This window comes from Fibrobacter sp. UWT3 (genome assembly GCF_900230125.1).
Classification (GTDB): domain Bacteria; phylum Fibrobacterota; class Fibrobacteria; order Fibrobacterales; family Fibrobacteraceae; genus Fibrobacter.
In genome coordinates, this window is record NZ_OCSS01000001.1 from 1,299,279 (window position 1) to 1,317,831 (window position 18,553).

Annotated in this window: 11 protein-coding genes and 2 pseudogenes; 9 read left to right on the plus strand and 4 right to left on the minus strand. The window is 57.2% G+C overall.

Annotated features, from left to right (window positions below):
* Positions 1-34 precede the first annotated feature (34 nt).
* From CRO08_RS05585 to CRO08_RS17285, 3 genes are all read left to right on the plus strand, one after another.
* A complete protein-coding gene (locus tag CRO08_RS05585) occupies positions 35-1,327 on the plus strand; it encodes a hypothetical protein (RefSeq protein WP_097035372.1) in 1,293 nt (430 codons plus the stop codon).
* A gap of 15 nt (positions 1,328-1,342) precedes the next feature.
* Positions 1,343-1,807 (plus strand): rhodanese-like domain-containing protein, encoded by a 465-nt coding sequence (locus tag CRO08_RS05590; RefSeq protein WP_255252245.1) that lies wholly within the window; start codon positions 1,343-1,345, stop codon positions 1,805-1,807.
* Positions 1,808-1,876: 69 nt separating this feature from the next.
* Complete coding sequence (locus CRO08_RS17285; RefSeq protein ID WP_255252246.1) at positions 1,877-3,262, plus strand: dihydrofolate reductase family protein; 1,386 nt, start codon at positions 1,877-1,879, stop codon at positions 3,260-3,262.
* A gap of 283 nt (positions 3,263-3,545) precedes the next feature.
* On the opposite strand, the gene CRO08_RS05605 is transcribed toward CRO08_RS17285, so the two are convergent.
* From CRO08_RS05605 to CRO08_RS05620, 4 genes are all read right to left on the minus strand, one after another.
* Entirely contained in the window at positions 3,546-7,388 is a 3,843-nt protein-coding gene (locus tag CRO08_RS05605) for a transglutaminase domain-containing protein (RefSeq protein ID WP_255252247.1), read from the minus strand.
* An 82-nt stretch (positions 7,389-7,470) separates the two neighbouring features.
* Positions 7,471-7,872 (minus strand): DUF86 domain-containing protein, encoded by a 402-nt coding sequence (locus CRO08_RS05610; protein ID WP_097035374.1) that lies wholly within the window; start codon positions 7,870-7,872, stop codon positions 7,471-7,473.
* A complete protein-coding gene (locus CRO08_RS05615) occupies positions 7,865-8,275 on the minus strand; it encodes a nucleotidyltransferase domain-containing protein (RefSeq protein WP_097035375.1) in 411 nt (136 codons plus the stop codon). The genes CRO08_RS05610 and CRO08_RS05615 overlap by 8 nt, the downstream gene beginning before the upstream one ends.
* Before the next feature lie 46 nt (positions 8,276-8,321).
* Positions 8,322-9,671, minus strand: coding sequence for an efflux RND transporter periplasmic adaptor subunit (locus CRO08_RS05620; protein WP_097035376.1), 1,350 nt, complete (start codon positions 9,669-9,671; stop codon positions 8,322-8,324).
* An 18-nt stretch (positions 9,672-9,689) separates the two neighbouring features.
* On the opposite strand from CRO08_RS05620, the pseudogene CRO08_RS17290 reads away from it, so the two are divergent.
* The 6 genes and pseudogenes from CRO08_RS17290 to CRO08_RS05645 all read left to right on the plus strand — a co-directional run.
* A pseudogene (locus tag CRO08_RS17290) lies at positions 9,690-9,917 on the plus strand (transposase); the annotation flags it as partial.
* 118 nt (positions 9,918-10,035) lie between these two features.
* Positions 10,036-10,884 carry an IS3 family transposase gene (locus tag CRO08_RS05630; protein WP_176495013.1) on the plus strand — a complete coding sequence of 283 codons (849 nt, stop codon included), beginning with the start codon at positions 10,036-10,038 and terminating at the stop codon, positions 10,882-10,884.
* A gap of 166 nt (positions 10,885-11,050) precedes the next feature.
* Positions 11,051-11,188: pseudogene (locus CRO08_RS17570) on the plus strand (hypothetical protein); the annotation flags it as partial.
* Between the two features lie 9 nt (positions 11,189-11,197).
* Complete coding sequence (locus tag CRO08_RS05635) at positions 11,198-14,275, plus strand: hypothetical protein (RefSeq protein ID WP_097035378.1); 3,078 nt, start codon at positions 11,198-11,200, stop codon at positions 14,273-14,275.
* Positions 14,276-14,283: 8 nt separating this feature from the next.
* Positions 14,284-16,470, plus strand: a complete 2,187-nt coding sequence (locus CRO08_RS05640; RefSeq protein WP_097035379.1) for a hypothetical protein — start codon at positions 14,284-14,286, stop codon at positions 16,468-16,470.
* 43 nt (positions 16,471-16,513) lie between these two features.
* On the plus strand, positions 16,514-18,412 hold the full coding sequence (locus CRO08_RS05645) for a hypothetical protein (RefSeq protein ID WP_176495071.1): 1,899 nt from the start codon (positions 16,514-16,516) through the stop codon (positions 18,410-18,412).
* The last annotated feature ends 141 nt before the right edge of the window (positions 18,413-18,553 follow it).

Genomic DNA, 18,553 nt, shown 5'->3' on the forward strand with positions numbered 1-18,553 from the left:
GTTCCCGGCGCGATATTTTGTTTATCTTGTAGGTATGGATTCTGCGATTTCCGTTGCCGGACTCGGAATAAACTGGGTCATTGTGCTAGCCTTTACGTGCGTCATCCTTTTGGTGGCGTGCTGCATTTTCGTGTTCCTGCTGCGCGAGGGCATTCACAAGCAGAGGCTTTACGACAAGTTCCAGGGCAGTGTCAACGAGTTTATTGTTGTGCTGTCGCGCAGGCTCGAGTTCCTGTACGGGCTTCCGATGTACACGTCCGACCCGCTGTTTGCGAGGCTCTCTTCGGGCAATATTTTCCAGGACTTGCTTCGCTCGAAGGACTGGTCCCGAATGAAGCTGTACTTTGATGAGGTGGAAAAACACCAGAACATGTCGTTTGTATTTTCCGTGGAAATAGACCCGACAAATGCGAACTCCGACCAGAGCCGTGTGCAGTGGTACGAAATGAAGACGGTGCTCGATTATGTATCCGTGCAGGAATACCGCTACATCTGCTTTATCAAGAACTTTACCCGCGAAAACGAGAACAGGAAGGAACGCGAGCGCATCCAGGTGCGGCTCGATAACCTGTTGCAGAATACCGGCGACTTCCTCTGGAATTTCGAGGTCGATGACCGAAGGTTCAGGCTCCTCACGCCGCTGATGGACGAGGAACACCGTGTTATCCCGCAGTCGACGGGTTATGTGGATATCCGCAAGATGATGCCGGAATCCGACTACAACCTTCTCGATTCCGTGGTGAATGCACGCGTCAAGGATTTCCATACCTACGGTTCCAGGGGCGATCCGTTCGAGACAATCAAGCTGCGTCTGTATGGTGCCGACAGGGCTATGGTGTGGTACTGCTTCCGCTGCAGGCTCGTAAACGACGAGGACAACCGCCTTGTGCTGCAGGGCTCGGCACGCCGCATGGATATGGTACTCGACAACCCTGTTTCGGACGATGACGACAAGGAAGCCATGCTTTCGGCGGCGCTCTCGTTCCCCGATGTGCGCGTGCTGTGGATCGACAGGAACTTTACCATCCAGGGCTGCAACCAGGCCTTTGCGACCGACTTCCAGATTGTGAACCCGAAAGATATCTACGGGAAGAACCTGGATACGGTCCTTACGAGCAGAATCCTGCCGTACGTGTCGAAAATATTCTCGGAAGTGTTCGATACCGGAAGGAGCGTTGCCTGGAAGGGCGGCTTCATGAAGGAAAACAGCCTGCTCATGTTCAACGCGGTTCCGCTCAAGTCGAAGGACAATGTGCTCCATTCCGTTTTGGGCGTGTACATAATGCTTGACAAGAGCGACTTTGTAGAAGACGAAGAAAACGTTTAATCAAAAGGAGATATTGTGAAAAAGTTATTCGGTCTTGTGATTTGTTCTGCGTTTATGCTTTGTGCCTGCAACGAAGCGAATGCCGAGAAGTCAGCAACTGCGAAGGGAGCCCCCGCCGCACAGCCCGCGGCTGCGGTCGCGGCGCCCAAGCCTGCAGAACCTGCTCCGGCTCCGGAAGCCCCGAAGGCGCAGATTACGAACATCGACTGGGCGAAGGCTCTCGAAATGCAGAAGGCCGGTGGCGTGCTGATTGACGTGCGCACTCCGGGCGAGGTTGCCGAGGGTACTGCCCCGGGTTCCATCAACATTCCGCTCCAGGAAGCCGAACAGCGCCTGGGCGAGTTCCCGAAGGACAAGGACCTGCTTATCTTCTGCCGTAGCGGCAAGCGCAGCATGGCTGTTTCGAACTTCCTTATCCAGAACGGGTACGAGCGCGTGTTCAACGTGGTCGGCGGCTTCATGGCCTTCCCGAAGAACTAGTCAGTTGTCATCCTGAGCCCTTCGACAGGCTCAGGGTAAACTGCGTCGAAAATCCAGTCTTGCAATACAGTGAACTACCTACAGCTCGCACTTGAAGAATCGTTTTTCTCCATCGGGGTTAGCCGTCCTAATCCTGCTGTGGGGGCTGTTGTCGTTAAAGACGGGATTGTGGTGGGGAAGGGGCGTACGCAGCGCCCCGGGAGCGCCCATGCCGAAGTGATGGCGCTGCGTGACGCGGGCGAACTCGCCCGCGGCGCGGCCATATACGTGACGCTCGAGCCCTGTTGCCATTATGGCCGCACGCCCCCCTGCACCAAGGCAATCATTGATGCCGGAATCGAGGAAGTTTATTTCGCGCACGCCGACCCGAATCCGGTTGTGCGCGGCAACAGCCGCAAGGTTCTCGAGGAGGCGGGAGTCCGCGTTTTCGAGGGTGTTGAAGCCTGCATTGCCGCTTCTTTCGAGGAGGCGGATGAAGGCGATTGCGGGAGCGGTTGCCGCGTGTTCGGGTACGATGCTTCCGGGCGTGCTGCCGGCAATCCCGTGCCTATTTCGGGTGCTGGGAATGTTGGTTCTATTTCGGGTGTCGGGTATGCTGGGTCAATCTCCGGTGCCGGGAGGGTTGGGGCTATCTCGGGTGGCGGGATGCGCGCGCCTTCAGAAGCAGAAATCGAGGGGCGTAGCGTATTTGCAGAAATCGAGCGCTACTTCGAGGCGTATGATTACTTTGTGCGCAACAAGATGACGTTTGTCGAAGTAAAGTGCGCCGTGTCGGAATCGGGATTCATGGGGGTCGCACGGCCCGATGGCTCGCATGCCCCGCTTTGCATAACGGGCCAGGGTGCGAACTGCTGGAACCATGAACTGCGCGCGATGAGCGATGCGGTTCTCGTGGGTGCCGGGACGCTCCTTGCGGACAATCCCTCGCTTGATGTGAGGTATGCCCGCGGGAACAATCCTGTGAAGGTCCTCTGGGCGGGGCACCGCGTTTTTGGCGATGAGGATGTTCGCGCGTTGAAGTTCTTCAATGCGGCTGATTGCGCCGCGGGCGATAAACGTACACTCGTATTTTCCCTTGTGGAACAGCCTGCAGTTGCATCGCTCCCGCATGTTGAGGTCGTGCACCTGGGCGCGGGTGACTTTGCTGCCTGCTGGCGCGAGATGCTTGCGGAACTTTCCCGCCGCGGGATGCACCGCCTGATGGTCGAACCCGGCGCGACGCTTGCGCATCTCCTTTTTGATGGGGTTGCTGGCGATGCGCCCGAAAATCCCCCCCTTTGGAACCGCCTCGACCTGTGGCACTCCACGGACCCGCGTGTCGAGGAAGTTCTTGAAGGCGGGGATGGCAAGCCCGCGCTTACTGCGGTTGCATTTCCCGGAGTTCCCTCGGGTGCCGTTGCCCGCGAGTCGGCAATGCTCGGTCCCGACGTTCTGACCATCTATTACCCCTCCTAATTGTTATCCTGGACACTTTGATTCCATAATGTTGCTTTTTGCATAAAAAGCAGACTAAATGCTGTTGGATCGCCTGTTTAGTCTGCTGTTTGTTAATTTATATGTAGTAAAACATCCTAAAAATCGCAATTTCTTGTAAAATAGAGGGTGAAATTTCTCCAAATAGCCCTCCCGAACATGAAAATGTGCTTAATTTGTTCTAAAAAAGCAGACCAAAAGGCTCGTGGAAACCCGTTTGGTCTGTATTTTTCCCTAAATGCGCTTTCTGCGGGCTTCCCGCCATCTATTTCACAAGCACCATCGGGCTCGTTTCGCTCAGCAGGTAGTCCCATTCCTCGCGAATCTTGTTGTATTCGCTCGGGTCGGCGTACAGCGCGAACGTCGTCCACTTGATGGAAGATTGCGCCCCGGCGTTTACTCCCTTCTCGAAGCTCACGTAGTCAGCGTCGCGGGCGAGTGCCTTCGGGCCGACCACGTTCACGCTCTTGCCGTCGGCAGCCTTTACGGTGAGGCTGTAGTGGAACTGCGTCTCGTGCGGCATGCGGATGGGGTGGTGGCGCTTTGCGACCTTGGGCATCTTGAACAGGCTGCGCTCCCAAACGTTGGGGAACCGCCCCTTCATTTCGCTGCCCTGCCCGAAGTACGCCTTGGACCCGTAGGTGGTAACGAGAACGAGAGGCTTGTTGAACTCGTCGAGGTTCTTGATTTCGACCTTCGAGATGTTCACGTCGGGTACGCCCTGCGCCATGAAGTCTTCCATGAGCTTTTCCTGCTCCTTGACTTCGCGCCCGTAGAACTTGTTGCGGATGGCGCTTGCGAACTTGCCTTCCAGCGTCACGGAATCGCGGAACTCGCAGGTGCCGTCGTTCCCGATAAAGAGCCTGTGGTCAATCGCAATCTTGTGTTCCTGGTTGTCTTCGAGTATCGGCGTCTGCGTCACGCGGCTGTTCTCGCCGTCGATGATGAGGGCGACTTTCCCTTCCATGTCGAGCGGGACGGGGCGGTCGTTGCCCGTCTTGTCGGTCGCGTCGATCCACATCTCGCTTATGCGGTCCTGCTTGGGCACGTAGAGAATCATGTGGTTGAACTGCTGGATGGTCGGCAGCTGAGAGAAGCCCTCTTCCGTGAGGTGGATTGCGGTGAGGTAGCTCTTGACGCCGATGGTCGCGAGCATTTCTTTAAGCAATAGAGCCATGTCCTTGCAGTCGCCACGACGCTCCTTGAGCGTCACTTCGGCGGTCTGCGGGATAAGGCTGTGGCCGCCGAAGCGGATATCGCGGTAGCGGATATCGTGGCGCACGAAGTTCGCGATTGCCTTGACGGCCTCGTTCCCAATCTTGTTGCCCTTCACCTCGAATGCCTTCTCGCGCACGCTCACAGCCTGTTTGAACTGGTGCTTGATGAGGTTCTGGTAGTCTTCGCCGACTTCCTTCCACTGCTGCTTGCCGGTGAGCATCAGGCCTGCGCCAAAATCGCGGTACACGGGCATGTAGAGTTCCTTGCGCATCACGACCGGGCTCTCGATTTTCCATTCGCGCCCGCCCTTGATGTTCTCGCGCTCAAGCGGTCCGTATTCCTCGGTGGTGAACGCGTTCGTGTCGGCGTACACGCGGAATATGGACTGGCCCACGGGAACGTCCTTGCTGCTCACGAAGTCGGTGTAGGGAATCATGCCCTTCGCTTCGATGGCGGTGCGGCTGAACTGCAGATAAATGAAGTCGCCCGGCGCGAGTTCCGAGAGCGGGAAGTGCGCCATCTGGCTTTCGTTCTTGCCGCCGATTTCGGTCGCGTAGGTGATGTAGGCGCCGTTGAGGCTAGCCTTCTGCTTTAGGTTCCAGTTGCTGTCGTACACTTCGAGCGCGTTGAGGAATATGCGGTCGTAACCCGGCAGAAAATCGAAGGTGAACTCGCGGTAGATGGCGGCACCTCGCACGTCGAGGATTTCCATGAGCATTTCCTCGCTCCTGCTCCACGGCTGGTTCTTTTCGGCCTTCAGGCATTCCTTGCGGTAGTGCACCACGGCGGGGAAGTCGCCCTCGACGGCTTCCTGCTTGGCTTTTGCGCTCAGCAGGCTCTTGATGTTCGCGGTACGTTCTTCCACGGGCGTGATAGGTTTTTGCAGCGTGCGGTTGTCGGCCTTCCCGAGGAACGCCTTGGTGGCGCTGAGGAAGCTCTTCGCGTCTTCGTTGTCGGCCTTGAGCGAGAGCGCCTTGGTGAGCGCTTTTTCGGCGTCGCGGTAGTTGTGGCTGTAGAAGAGGATTTTACCGTGCATGGTCCACAGCTTGTAATCGTTCTTTTCCTTCTGGAGAGTCTCTTCGCTGATGGCGCGGGCTTCCTCGTAGCGGCCCAGGAACATGAGGGCGTCCATGAGGGTTTCGCCCAAATCCTTGCTCATCCCGAACCGGCCTCGTACCCCATATAATATTTCGACGGCTTCGGCGTACTGGTCGAGGCCCATGTAGGTCTTTGCGAGGTACACGCCCAGGCGACTGCTCGGCTGCGTGTCATAGAGGCGCTGCACCACAACAAGCGACTGGTGGCGCTGTCCGAGTCCCCAGAGCGCGTCGGAGAGGTTGATGACGTATTCGGGGTTGTTCGGCGTGAACTGGAGCGCCGCTTCCGCACATTCGCGGGCGTGGCTGTAGTCGAACAGCACCTCGTACATTTCGCCGAGGATGGAGAGGAGTTTCCCGTTCTTGCGCACCAGCGGCATCTGGCTTGTAAAGTAGGCGATGCCCGGGCCGTAGAGTTCTTTCATCTGGTAGATAAACCCGCAGTTCACGAGGTAGAGCGGTTCCTCGGGGTCCATCTTGTTCGCGCGCTCGAAGTAGCTGAGCGCCACGAGCGGCTGGTCTTCCACAAGGCGGAGGATGCCCACCTGGTTCATCACGGCGGCGTTGAATTTGTTCTGCTTCCTGTCGTCCTTGATTTCGGGCACGGCTCCGGTCTTTAGCCCTTCGATGGCGTTGTCTATTGCCTTCGCGTATTTCTTCTGCGTCGCGCCCTGCGTCCAGGCCGCAATCAGGATTCCGCGTCCGTTCTCGTAGAAGAACCGTCCCTTGTAGCTAAAGTCGAACTTGCCGACCATGTGGGTGAGCGTGAATTCCTGGGCGTAGCGGTCGCCGACCTTCACGCGGCGGGCATCGAGCGTGCGATTGTTCGGGTCGACGCCGAGGCGGGTGAGGAGCACCTTGAACATGTCCTGCTGGCCGATGACGTCGGGTGGGAGGATTGCGCCATATACGAATAGCGAGACTTCCTCGGACTTGTCGGTGAGCACCAGGTCGGGGTCGTTGTTCTGCTTCGCGATGCCGTTCCAGAAGTGCCAAAGCGTGTCCTTCGTGCTCCAGGTGTAGCCGAGGGCTGCGGAAGTGTGGTTCTGGATACGTTCCGGAGAGAGTTCCGGGCCCTGTTCCTCGGCGATTTCGTTGAGGGTGAATCCCTTGAAGAATTCCTTCCATTCCTCCTTGAGCATGTCCTTTGCGGGTACGTTGTCGGTTGCGGTAAGCGTGAGGGTGTAGACGCTGCGTCCGTTGCCCGTTACCATGCCCACGGCCTCGTACGGGGTCTCGTAGCGCTTGCCCGCGATGTCGAAGAACGCGCCGGTCGTCCCGAACGCCTCTTCGGGATTGAGCTCGCTCAAGGTCGCCTTCTTGCCGCTAGATTCCAGGCTCTGCATTTCCATGCGGGCGCGGTCCATGAGGTTCATGGGCTCGCCTTCGTCGAGCGCTACCTCGCGTAGCACCGCGCGCCTGCCCGAATTTGCGTTGTAGAACTCGTAGGGGGCTCCGTCCTCGCCGCCGATGACCGTCCAGTCGCCGCCCGGGAACTTGAAGCTGAAGCCCGCGTTGCTGATGGTGCCGTCCGGGTTGCGCACCGCGCTTGCGTTCGCGCCCGAGCCCGCCGAAGCGCCCTGGTCGCTATAATCGTAATAGTTCTGGGCCACGGTAGCGGGGGCGCCGCTCTCGTCGGCCTTCGGTTCCGGGTTGGTCAGCGGGTCGCCGTTTCCGGCGCAAGAAACCAGGGATGCGAAAAGGAACAGCGCAAACAGGCCCGCACTCTGCTGTGCGGGGCGGCCGCGAAAACCGGCCACACGGGTAAATCTTTTAGACGTAGGAATCATCATGAGAGCAAAGATACAAAAACGAATTGCTCCCGCCCTGTTTTTTTTATTCCCGCGTGGAATATGGTATTTTGTTTGAAAAAAATTATTTAAGAATGCTGGCGGCGAAGCTTGTGAAATCGACTAGGTGCCCAGATATTATCTGGAAAATGACCTTATTGTCCAAGATTTCGTATTGATGAACCGCGATGTTCCTGAATGCGACTGCCTTTGCTAGGTTGTCTGCATTCTCCTTCGAGATGACGTTCTTCTCGGCCAGGAACCTGAAAGTGTCGGCCATGGTGGTGGGGGCGACAGAAAAGTCCAGCAGAATATGGTTGCCGATATCGATGCAAATCTGCACCGCGCGTTGCAGGTTCAGGATGATGATTTCCTGCTTGTCCAGGCTTGCTTCCAAATCTTCGAGAGAAGTCACATTTTGTGACTTGATTCGCTCGATGCAGTTGGCTAGCATTTCTAGTTTCTTTTGCAGCAGGTCCTTATCCATTAACAAACCTCTTGATTCTTTCGGCGCGGCAGGCGCGCTGGATGGGCAGGAAGTCCTCGTAGAAATACAGCGCCTTCATGATGTACTTGTGGAACACGTCGTGGTTGAACTTGATGCGTTCGCCTGTCGTCATGATCTGATGCAAAAAGAGTCCTTCCGCCTTTGAGAGGTCGGCGATGTCGACTTCCCTTTTGCACAGCAGGCTGAGTTCCACCTGCATCTTGGCAAGGCTGTCGTAGGAGAGGGCGTTCTGCGAATGGACGGCGATGTCGATGTCGCTGTGCTCGTTGAACTGGTTCTTGGCCAGGGAGCCAAACAGAATTGCCGAGTCGATTTCGGGCTTATTCCCGAAATATTCGACTAGCTTTGCAGTGATATTCTGTTTTTCGCACGATTCAGCCATGCCTTTAATATAGATTTTTCCCCAAAAAAGTGGGAAAATAAATTTTTTACCACCAGAGCTTTATGCGCAGGTAGTCGATGGCCTGGTGCGAAAGGATCCACCAGAGCGTGTGCTTTTCGGCGAAAATCTTCGCGATGCCCGTCATGCCGGGGCGGAACCATGCGGGAGTGCCGTACACGAACTCGCCGCGCACGGCGAACGTGTTTTCCTGCTCCTTGACTTCGGCGGTGGGGCTTACGCGCTTGGTCTCGAAACGGTAGGCGTAGTCGGGACGGCTCTTGACGGCGAGCAGGCCCTGGTTCCCGATGGTCACGTTGCGGAGTTCCTGTTCGGGGACGTTTATTTCGACGTAGATGTTCTCGATGGATGACATCTGGAACAGTTCGGAACCCTGCTTCACGGGGGCGCCGAGCCTTTTTTGCAGGTCGCCTTCGATGATGATGGCGCTGTCGACGTTCACGACCACTGTTGCCATCGAGAGCTTGTAGCGCACGGTCTTGAGCTTTGCCTGGGTCTGGGCGAGGCGCGCCTGGTGTATGCGCATTTCGGCGAGCTCGTGCGCGGCCTGCGCCTTCTGGATTTCGCGGCGGCTGTCCTGTTCTTGGGCCATGAGGTCGGCCTCTTCGAGCCTGAGTTCCGTCTGGTTGAGGCGCAGCAGGGGCGAACCCCTGTATACCACGTCGCCCGGCTTTACGAATACGGTGTCGATGTAGCCGTCGAACGGGGCCGTGGTGTAGATTATCTTGTCGGTCTTGAGGATTGCCGGCGCGCTTACTTTGTACGGAAGCGGAAAGAGCGTCGCGAAAAGGATGAACGCGATGGCGATGAGCCCGAGCAGCTTTGCCCAGGTGTGCTCGATTCCGAAAACCTTGGAAAGCCCCTTGCGTATTGCCCTTGCCATGCGCAGGCCGAACCAGCTGCTTTTGGTGTAGAGTTCCAGGAGGCGTGCGCTGCAGAGCGTGGACGTCAGGTACACCTGTTCGCTGTCGAGGTCGCTGAACGGCCTGGAATTGCGTTCGCAGCAGATTACGCCCACGATGTCTTCGCCGTTCCGGATGGGGACCGTCAGGATGTATTTTGTGTGGTAGGCGGCGCTGTAGAGCTCGTGTTCGCGTATCGAGAGAACGTTGTTTTCGGGAGCGGGGTAGACTACCGCGGCATCCTGCTCGTAGGCCTCTTCCATGATGCCTTCGAGGTCGCTCACCACCTGCATCTTCTTTTCGAAATGGTCGGTGTGGCTGAGCGCCTTCAGTACAACGTAGTCGTGCTTGACCCAGCCGAGGCTCACGCGTTCGGCGCCGTACTTGTCGCAGAGCCCGCTCGCGAGCGCGAGGCTTGCTGGACCATGCAGGAGTTTAATAAGAGGGTAGCATAAGCTACTATATTCATTGCGCAACCCCCAAAAGGTAAAACAATGGCAAAAATCAACTATAGCTCCGAGACAAGGGAACAGGTCATCAAGCTGGTCCTGAAAGGCGAAAAGTCAGCAAACCAAATAGCCAAGGAACTCGGAATCGGGCCCAATACAGTCGGTCGGTGGGTAAACGAGTACCGCAAGGAACACAACCTGCCGAGCTACCGCGAGGAACGGCGAATCCGCAAGGTGTCCGTCGAGGAACTCGCCGCCAAGAACAGGGAACTGGAAAAACTCCTGAAGAAGCGTGAAAAGGAGCTTGCGGACGAGAAGGAGACGGTAGAGATCCTAAAAAATCCCTGCACATCTTTATGCGACCACACGACTGAAATGCGAGGCGATACACGTGAACCGCAAGAAATACTCAGTCAGGAAGATGTGCAGAGCCCTAGGAATACCGCAGTGTTCCTACTACCAGTGGTCGCGCCAGCAGGAAAAACGTGCCGAGAAGAAGGCCCGCGAAGAACGGCTTGTCCAGAAGGTCCGCGACACCTTCGAAGAAAACCACCGCGTGTACGGTTGCCCGAAGATGCAGGCGGCACTCCATGACAAGGGTGACGAGGTAAAGGTGTGGAAACTGCGCCGCATCATGCGCGAGAACGGTCTCTATCCGGTCACGCTCAAGAAATGGAAACCCTACCGCAAGGGCAAATGTGACTCCATGTACAGCGAGAACCTGGTGCAGCGGAAGTTCGATCCCGACAGTCTGAACGCCGTCTGGGCCGGCGACATCACCTACGTCAAGACTACGCTTGGCTGGGTGTACCTTGCCGTGGTACTTGACCTATGCAACAAGGAGGCGGTGGGTTATGCCGTGAGCAAGAACATCGACACGGAACTTGTCAAGCGCGCGTTGTCCAATGCCATCATGCAACGCGGCCATCACGACGGACTAATCTTCCATTCCGACCGTGGCGTGCAGTACAGCAGCATGGGCTACCGCACGATGCTCTCGGAGAATGGGATAACGCCCTCGATGAGCGCCCCGGGCTGCCCCTACGACAACGCCTGCATGGAAAGCTTCTTCGCAAGCTTCAAGAAGGAGATGGCCTACAGGCGAGACTTCAAGGACATCGAAGACGTGCGGGAGGCCGTTTTCAGGTACATCGAGCTGTTCTACAACCGGAAACGGCTCCATAGTTCGCTCGGTTACATGACACCGGTGGAATATAGGCTGTCAAAACAGGCTGCCTAGACCACAAGGGTATACCACTTAACAAGAAAAAAGGATATATTTTAACTTAACCGGTAATGAATATGGTTGTTCATGAACCCACTATTAAAAAAACTACAAATCCAGTGGCTTCGCGAAGGTCGATCGCGACTTCAATGCGATATATGTCACCAACGAAGGCCGCAACATCGAAACGCTTGACAAGGACGAGCAAGTCGTTGTCCGCGAAGACGGAACGGCCGGAGCCGATACGATTATCGCTGGCAATGGTGACAACGTTGTCTTTGGTGGTCTCGATTCTGACGATATCACGACGGGCAATGGGCAGGATGTTGTGTTCGGCGACAACGCCTATGCGACATTCCGCGGCAACGCGAACGAGGTGTTCGAACAGGTGGGCGACCGCCAGAACGTCCCGGATGTCTACGAAGAGGCGACCCTCAGCTTCAACTTCCAGGGTGCTTCGCAGACGGGCCTCAACGCGGGCGACTTTGTCGGCGCGTACAACGAGGAAAACGGCGACGATTACCGCAGCAGCAACTGGAACAACATCTCGGGCTCGCTTGCAGGTACATACGGCAACGATGACCGCGAAGTCGTGAACATGGATAACCTCGATGCGACGGGCGAAAAGTCTGCCGACGAAACCCGCGTGCGCGCAAGCGGCGTGAGCGTGAGCTACGGCGGCATCGAGAGCCATCGCAACACGAGTACGGACAACCGCATCAACCTGCAGGCCTACAACCTTGGCCTCTGGAATGCGCAGTACGACAAGAACGCGAAGCTCATGAATTCGGGCCTGATGACGACTGCCCCGAATGCCCAGTGTGAAAATAAACTCGATGTCCAGATGGACGGCCTTGCCCAGTACTTCACGAGCTACAGGGTGGTTGTGTATCTCGATATCCCGGATTCTCATTCTGCGGCAGACAACAGCGTTCGCAAGGTGAGCCTGTATACAAACGATTCGGAAGATCCGATCAAGACCTTCTATGTGAAGGACAATGCGGGCCACAACTTCCATGGTTCCTACGAACGCTCGACTGCCGAAACGGCCGCTTCCGCGATGGAAGCGAACTACGTGGTATTCGAAGTGCCTGCCGATGCAATTGCCGACCGCATTCGCGTGGTTATCGAGGAGGCGGATCCCAATGCCCAGAACGGAAAGAACCTCCCGGGTATCGCAGCTATCCAGGTCAGGGGCACGCTCCACAAGCAGGATGTCGCCGCGACGACCGATATCGATTTCGGCGGTAACGATACCATCCGTACCGACCTCGGCGATGATATCGTGGTGGGCGGTACCGGTAGCGACGATATCACCACCTTCGGTGATGAACGCTACGGCATCCACGACAACGACGTTGTGTTCGGCGACAACGCGAAGATTCTGCTTACCGACCGCGACAGCGACGAATCTACGGCTTCGACCATCTCGACCGCGGAATCTGTGGCCATCACGAACATCGATGCGATTTACGATGACCTCATCAAGACCGGCAACGGCAACGATACCGTTGTGGGCGGCGTCGGGGCGGATACGATCAATGCCGAGGCGACTGCGGCCGCCGACACGATGCTGGACGACATCAACGTCCTCTCCATCAACTTTACCCGCGAGCATTCCGATTCTACGGATGCGATTGCGCAGGGTGAGGCGGCAGGTGTCGTGGTGGATACCGACTGGCACAACTTCTACCGCAACGACCGTGGCGTCATTGTATCGGAATCTGTGCGCGGTCAGGAATCCTCTCCCGAGTACAACAACAAGATGAACAGCCTTTCGAACAACCCCACGGCAAGCAATCCGTATGCTGTCGAGGAGGGTGTCGAGGTTCAGCTTTACGGCAAGAACCACGGGCAGCGCCAGACCGTCGCAAGCTTCACAATCGAGAACTACGATGAACTGGATGGTGACACTTCGAACTCGAAGCTGTTCAACACCTACCTTGCGGCACAGCAGAGCGAAGAGATTGTCCTGAAGCTCAAGAACATGAACAGCTTCGTGAGCAATTCGAACAATACGGTTTCCTCGACCTATGACCTCTACATCTACCTCGGTGGCGACAACAACGATACCGATACGTACAACTACCTGTACCAGGTGAAGTTTACGGGTCACAATGGCGTGTCTCAATACCGTTACCTGAACGATTGGACGGGCCACAAGTTCGACGGCGACTACAAGGAGGCTACCTGCTCGTCGCAGACCGAAGCCGAACGCATGCTGCAGATGGCTTTGAACGATTCGGCCCATGATTCGGCGGCTCCGCGCCTTGAACTGGTGGGCAACTACGTGGTGTTCCGCGGCGTGTCGGGCGATGTCGCCGATATCCGCATCAGGAACATCTACACGAGCTCCGGTCAGCATCCGAAGAACCTCCCGATGATTTCGGCGGTGCAGGTTGTATCGGGCGATGGCCGCTATGCCGGCGAAACGGACCTCGGCGGCGATCACGACAAGGACCTCGTCTATGGCGACGACGCGAAACTCGTATTCGACATGGATGTTCCTTACGATGCCGATGTCGCAGATGTATCGAAGTTCAAGAACCGCGTTATCGAGGCCAAGTCTGTAGCCATCGAACACGATGCGGTGACTTCGATTTCGACCAACGATACGATCACGACGGGCAGGGACCGCGACGTTGCCGTGGGTGGCGAAGGTGCCGACACGATTACGATGGGCGAAGGCGACGATATCGCCCTCGGTGGAAGCGCGAACCTCGTGCTCGAACACAACAACCCGCTGGGCGTGTTCACTCCCAATACCGAGATTGCGCTCGACCAGCATACCATCGACACGACGCAGCACCAGAACTACCTCGACAACGACAACGCGAACGTGTGGCAGTTCCAGAGCAGGCTCGACCAGAACCTCATCCAGGGTATCGATACTTCCGTGTCGAACGAAAACGACCGCAAGGATACCATCGATGTTGGCGAAGGCAGGAACCTCACGTCGCAGGGCTCCGACAGCACAGCGCAGCTTGTAGTGCCGAAACCCGTGATTGTCGATGACGACGGGCAAGAGGGCAGTGGAGAAGCCTCTACGCCGACGCCTCCGGTTGTGGCTCCAGACGACGGAACGGTGGTGATTGACCAGGAAGGAACTTCGACCTTGGTTGAAATCGCTGCCGGCGAGACTGTGGAAATCGTGATTACGGATTGGGACGAGGGCAACCAGTATTACCATCCGAACGTATTCCTGCAGTTGAACTGCTCCGACAACACGAGGCATAAGCTGTCTGTCACCTGGGATGGTCAGCAGACTGACCCGACGGTGTATTTGCAGAACTATGCAGAATTCGACATTCCTGATGTGGCAACTGTCGTGGGTGAACACAAGATTGTCTTGAGAATCACTTCTAGAGACTCCATTTCGCTCATGGCAACTGTTGCTCATCGGTAATCTGTTCTATGGTCCTCGATCAGCAGCGCAAGATATTCCATGAGTCGTGGTACCGCCTTGCGGGGAGCAAGATCTCCCTCAGGGCGAGTGTCCGCGTCCACAGGCAGACCTACCGCGGTGTACTTTGGTACGTACTGTACGAACCGTTTACGAACCAGTATTACCGATTGCCTCGCGGGGCATACGACTTCGTGTCGCGCCTTTCGCCCGACAAGACGGTGGGTGAGGTGTGGAGCGCTATGCTCAAGGGTAGCGAAGGCGAGATGCCCGGCCAGGGCGAAGTCATCGAGATGCTTGCGCAGCTGTACCAGGCGAACATGCTCATGTACACGGGCGTGGACGATGGCGCAAAGCTGTTCGAGCGCAACCGAAAGCAGAAGCAGAAGAAGGTCAAGGCCTCGCTCTTGAACATCTTCTTCTTGAAGGTGCCGCTGTTCGACCCCGATGCCCTGCTCAACAAGCTGCGCTGGCTTATCCGCTTCTTGCTGAGCAAGCCTTTCGCGCTCGTGTGGCTCGCGACGGTTATCGTTGCCGCGAAATACGGAATCGAGAACTTCGATGCCCTCAAGGACCAGAGCTCGGGATTCCTTTCGCCATCGAATATCGGCTGGGTCTACGTGTGTACCGTGTTCGTGAAGCTCTTGCACGAATTCGGCCATGCGAGCGTCGTCAAGCGCTACGGGGGCGAGGTGCACACGCTGGGCGTGATGTTCATGCTGCTCGTGCCTCTTCCGTACGTGGATGCGACGGCAAGCTGGTCGTTCCGCAAGAAGTCGAGGCGCGCTCTGGTGGGGGCCGCGGGCATGCTCACGGAATTCTTTATCGCCTCGGTCGCCTTGATTGTCTGGGCGAACCTTGGCGGTGGACTCGCCAAGAACATTGCGTACAACGTTGTTATAATGGCTTCGGTCTCGACCGTGCTGTTCAATATCAACCCGCTCATGCGATTCGACGGCTACTATATCCTGACCGATTTGCTGGACATGCCCAACCTGCAGCAGAATTCGGTACGCCACCTCAAGTACCTGCTGGAGCGTTACGTGTTCTTCAAGCGCGATGCCGAGGCGGTTGCCGAGACCTGGCTCGAACGCGTGATTTATTCGGTTTACGGAGTCGCTTCGTCAATCTACAGGATTTTCCTATTTACGGGGTTCATCGTCACCATCTCGCAGCACTACCTGATACTTTCGTTTATCATGGGGGCCCTCCTTTGCCTGACGATGGTGATTATGCCGGTGGGCAAGTTCCTCAAGTACATCTTCGCAAGCCCCGGGCTTGCGCTGGTGCGTAACCGAGCCGTTTTCGTGACGGTTCTGGTGCTCGGCAGTGCCATATCGCTGCTGTTCTACCTGCCCGTTCCCGACACGTTCAAGGCTCCCGGCGTTATAGAGGCGTCGCGGTACGAAAACACGACGGTGGGCGAGGGCGGCCTTGTTGCCGACGTGTTCCGCGGCGAAAAGGCGAAGGTCAAGAAGGGCGATACGCTGATGGTCCTCGAAAACCGCGAACTCGATTTTTCGATTGAGGAGAAGCGCGCTCAGGTGAGGGAGGCCGTGCAGGCGTACTACCAGGCGCTGGACCGCGCTCCCGAAAATATGCTGCCGCTCGAAAAGAGGCTGGGCGTGCTGAGGCAGGAACTGGGCGACCTGCTGCGCTACCGCGACAAGTTGACGCTTGTGGCCCCGATGGACGGCATTTGGGACGTGAAGAACCCGGACGAGTACGTGGGCCGCTTTATGCAGCGTGGCGATTCGATGGGGATGGTGCTCGACACGACCGCATTCGACTTTTTGGCGGTGGTGAGCCAGGAGGAGGTCTCTCGCCTGTTCACGGAAAAGCCGCGCAAGGTTTCGGTGCGGCTCAGTGGCGACGCCTTTACCGAAATCCCTGTCGATAGCGTTTCGGCTATTCCTGCGGCGCGTGACCGCTTGCCTTCCGCTGCGCTCGGGTGGCTCGGCGGTGGCGAAATCGAGACGCGTGCCTCGGGCGACGCGGGGGATGGGTATGGCGAACGTACTGCGGAACCCGTCTACCTGGTGCGTGCGACAATCAACAGGGACGATGCGGCCCTGGCGGGCATTGACTGGGCGCACGGCCGTTCGGGCAAGATCCGTTTCCATTTGAAGGATACCCCGCTAGCCCTGCAGGGAATCCGCAAGGCGCGCCAGGCCCTGCAGAAGTACTACAAGATGTAATATGAACCTTACCGATAACTACCGACTGACATCTTGCAAGCAAGTGAAAAAGATCCCGACGGGCCTCGATGCCCTGATGTCGCGGATGGTCGGAAAGTTCAAGGGCCGCAGGGGAGTGCTGCGCGGGCTTTTGAAAGATGCCCGGAGTATCGACCTGTGGAGCCGTTCGTTTACGCAGCTCGACGATGCCTCCCTGAAAAAGCGCATGGCCGACATGCAGGCCGAACTCAAGCGCCCCTTCGCGAAGAGCGCTCTCCTGAAGTCGTTTGCCCTGGTGCAGGAGGCCGTGTCGAGGACTCTCGGGTATCGGCCGTATATCGAGCAGTTGACGGGAGCGCTTGCGCTATACCGCGGGTATGTCGCCGAAATGTCGACTGGCGAGGGCAAGACGGTTACGGCCGCCATGTGTGCCGCCGTGCGGGGCTGGAGCAAGCGCCCGTGCCACGTGATTACGGCGAACGACTACCTGGCTGCACGCGATGCCGAAATCATGAAGCCGCTGTATTCGTATTGCGGGGTGAGCGTCGGGGCGGTGACGGGTGCGATGAAGCCCGCGGAGCGGCGCGAGGGCTATTCGGCCGACGTGACTTATTCTACGGCGAAAGAAGTGCTGGCAGATTTTTTGCGCGACCGGATTGCGATGGGGGATTTTCAGGATTTTGGCAAGCGGCTCGTTAGCGCCACGACCATGAATATGGAACGCCTGAAGTCGAACCTGGTGCAGCGCGGGCTTTATACGGCCATAGTCGACGAGGCCGACAACGTGCTGATTGACGAGGCCGTGACCCCGCTGATTATTTCGCGCGAAAAGAAGAACGACGAGTTCAACGAGGCGTGCCGCCTTGCATACAAGGTATCCGAAAAGCTGAAGCGCCGTACGGATTACGAGGTGGACTACAAGAACCGCACCATACGCTTTGTTGTCGATATGGAATCCCGCCTGGACGATATCGGCGAAGAGATTTCGTTTGCCCGCGCCGGTTTTTTGAAGGATTTGGTGCGGCAGGCGCTTGTGGCCCGCGAACTGTTCGAGTGTGGCCGCCATTACGTTGTCGAAGAGGGCAAGGTGGTGATTGTCGACGAATCGACAGGCCGCAAGATGCCCATGCGCTCGTGGAACGGCGGGCTGCACCAGATGATAGAAATCAAGGAAGGGCTCGAAATGAGCGGCCTCAAGGAGACGGAGGCGCGAATGAGCTTCCAGCGCTTCTTTAGGCTCTACAGGAATTTCTCGGGCATGACGGGTACGGGCAAGGAGGCCTCCGCCGAATTCTGGACAATCTATGGTGCTGCCGTGGTGTGCATCCCGAATCACCGCAAGAGCAAGCGCAAGGTATCGCACCTGAAGACTTTTGCGAGCAAGGACGCCAAGCGACGCGCCATCGTGAAGGAGGTCATCCGCATGCACGAGAAGGGCCGCCCCATCCTGATTGGCACGAAGGACATTGACGAAAGCGAATACCTTGCCTCGGCCATCGAATCGAAGGGCCTGCATTGCCGGATTATCAATGCGGTTCGCTGCGAGGAAGAGGCCGCCATTGTGGCCGAAGCGGGCAAGTTCGGGGCCATTACGGTCGCAACGAACATGGCCGGCCGCGGTACCGATATCAAGATTCCGGACAAGGTCAAGAAAATCGGCGGGCTCCACGTTATTGCGACGGAATGCAACCCCTCTTCGCGCATTGACCGCCAACTTTTCGGCCGTTCGGCGCGCCAGGGCGACCCGGGGAGCGTGAGCCACTACGCCTCGTTCGAAGACGATGTGCTGCGCCGTAACCTGCCGAACGCGCTTGCCGTGGCGTTCAGGCACCTTGGGCCTTTTTCCGCCCTTTCGGTGCGCTGGGCGCAGCATCGGGCGGGCAGAAAGGCTTACCAGAGCAGGCTTTCGGTACAGCGCACCGATACGTGGCTTGAGGATTCGCTCGGGTTCAGCGGGAACTAGTCCCGAACCGCCCCTGCCGGTCGGGGAGGGGGCAAGCGGGGGAGTCCGTGCTCCCTTAATCACTAAATATCGGTCTTTTGTCTTTTTTTTACTCCAGAACTACACAAAGACCTCCATTTTTTGTATCTTTGACGCCAGCAA

Coding starts and splice junctions, on each gene's coding strand:
- CRO08_RS05615 (WP_097035375.1), bottom strand. CDS start 8,275: ATGGCTGAATCGTGCGAAAAACAGAATATCACTGCAAAGCTAGTCGAA.
- CRO08_RS05610 (WP_097035374.1), bottom strand. CDS start 7,872: ATGGATAAGGACCTGCTGCAAAAGAAACTAGAAATGCTAGCCAACTGC.
- CRO08_RS05605 (WP_255252247.1), bottom strand. CDS start 7,388: ATGATGATTCCTACGTCTAAAAGATTTACCCGTGTGGCCGGTTTTCGC.
- CRO08_RS05585 (WP_097035372.1), top strand. CDS start 35: ATGGATTCTGCGATTTCCGTTGCCGGACTCGGAATAAACTGGGTCATT.
- CRO08_RS05640 (WP_097035379.1), top strand. CDS start 14,284: ATGGTCCTCGATCAGCAGCGCAAGATATTCCATGAGTCGTGGTACCGC.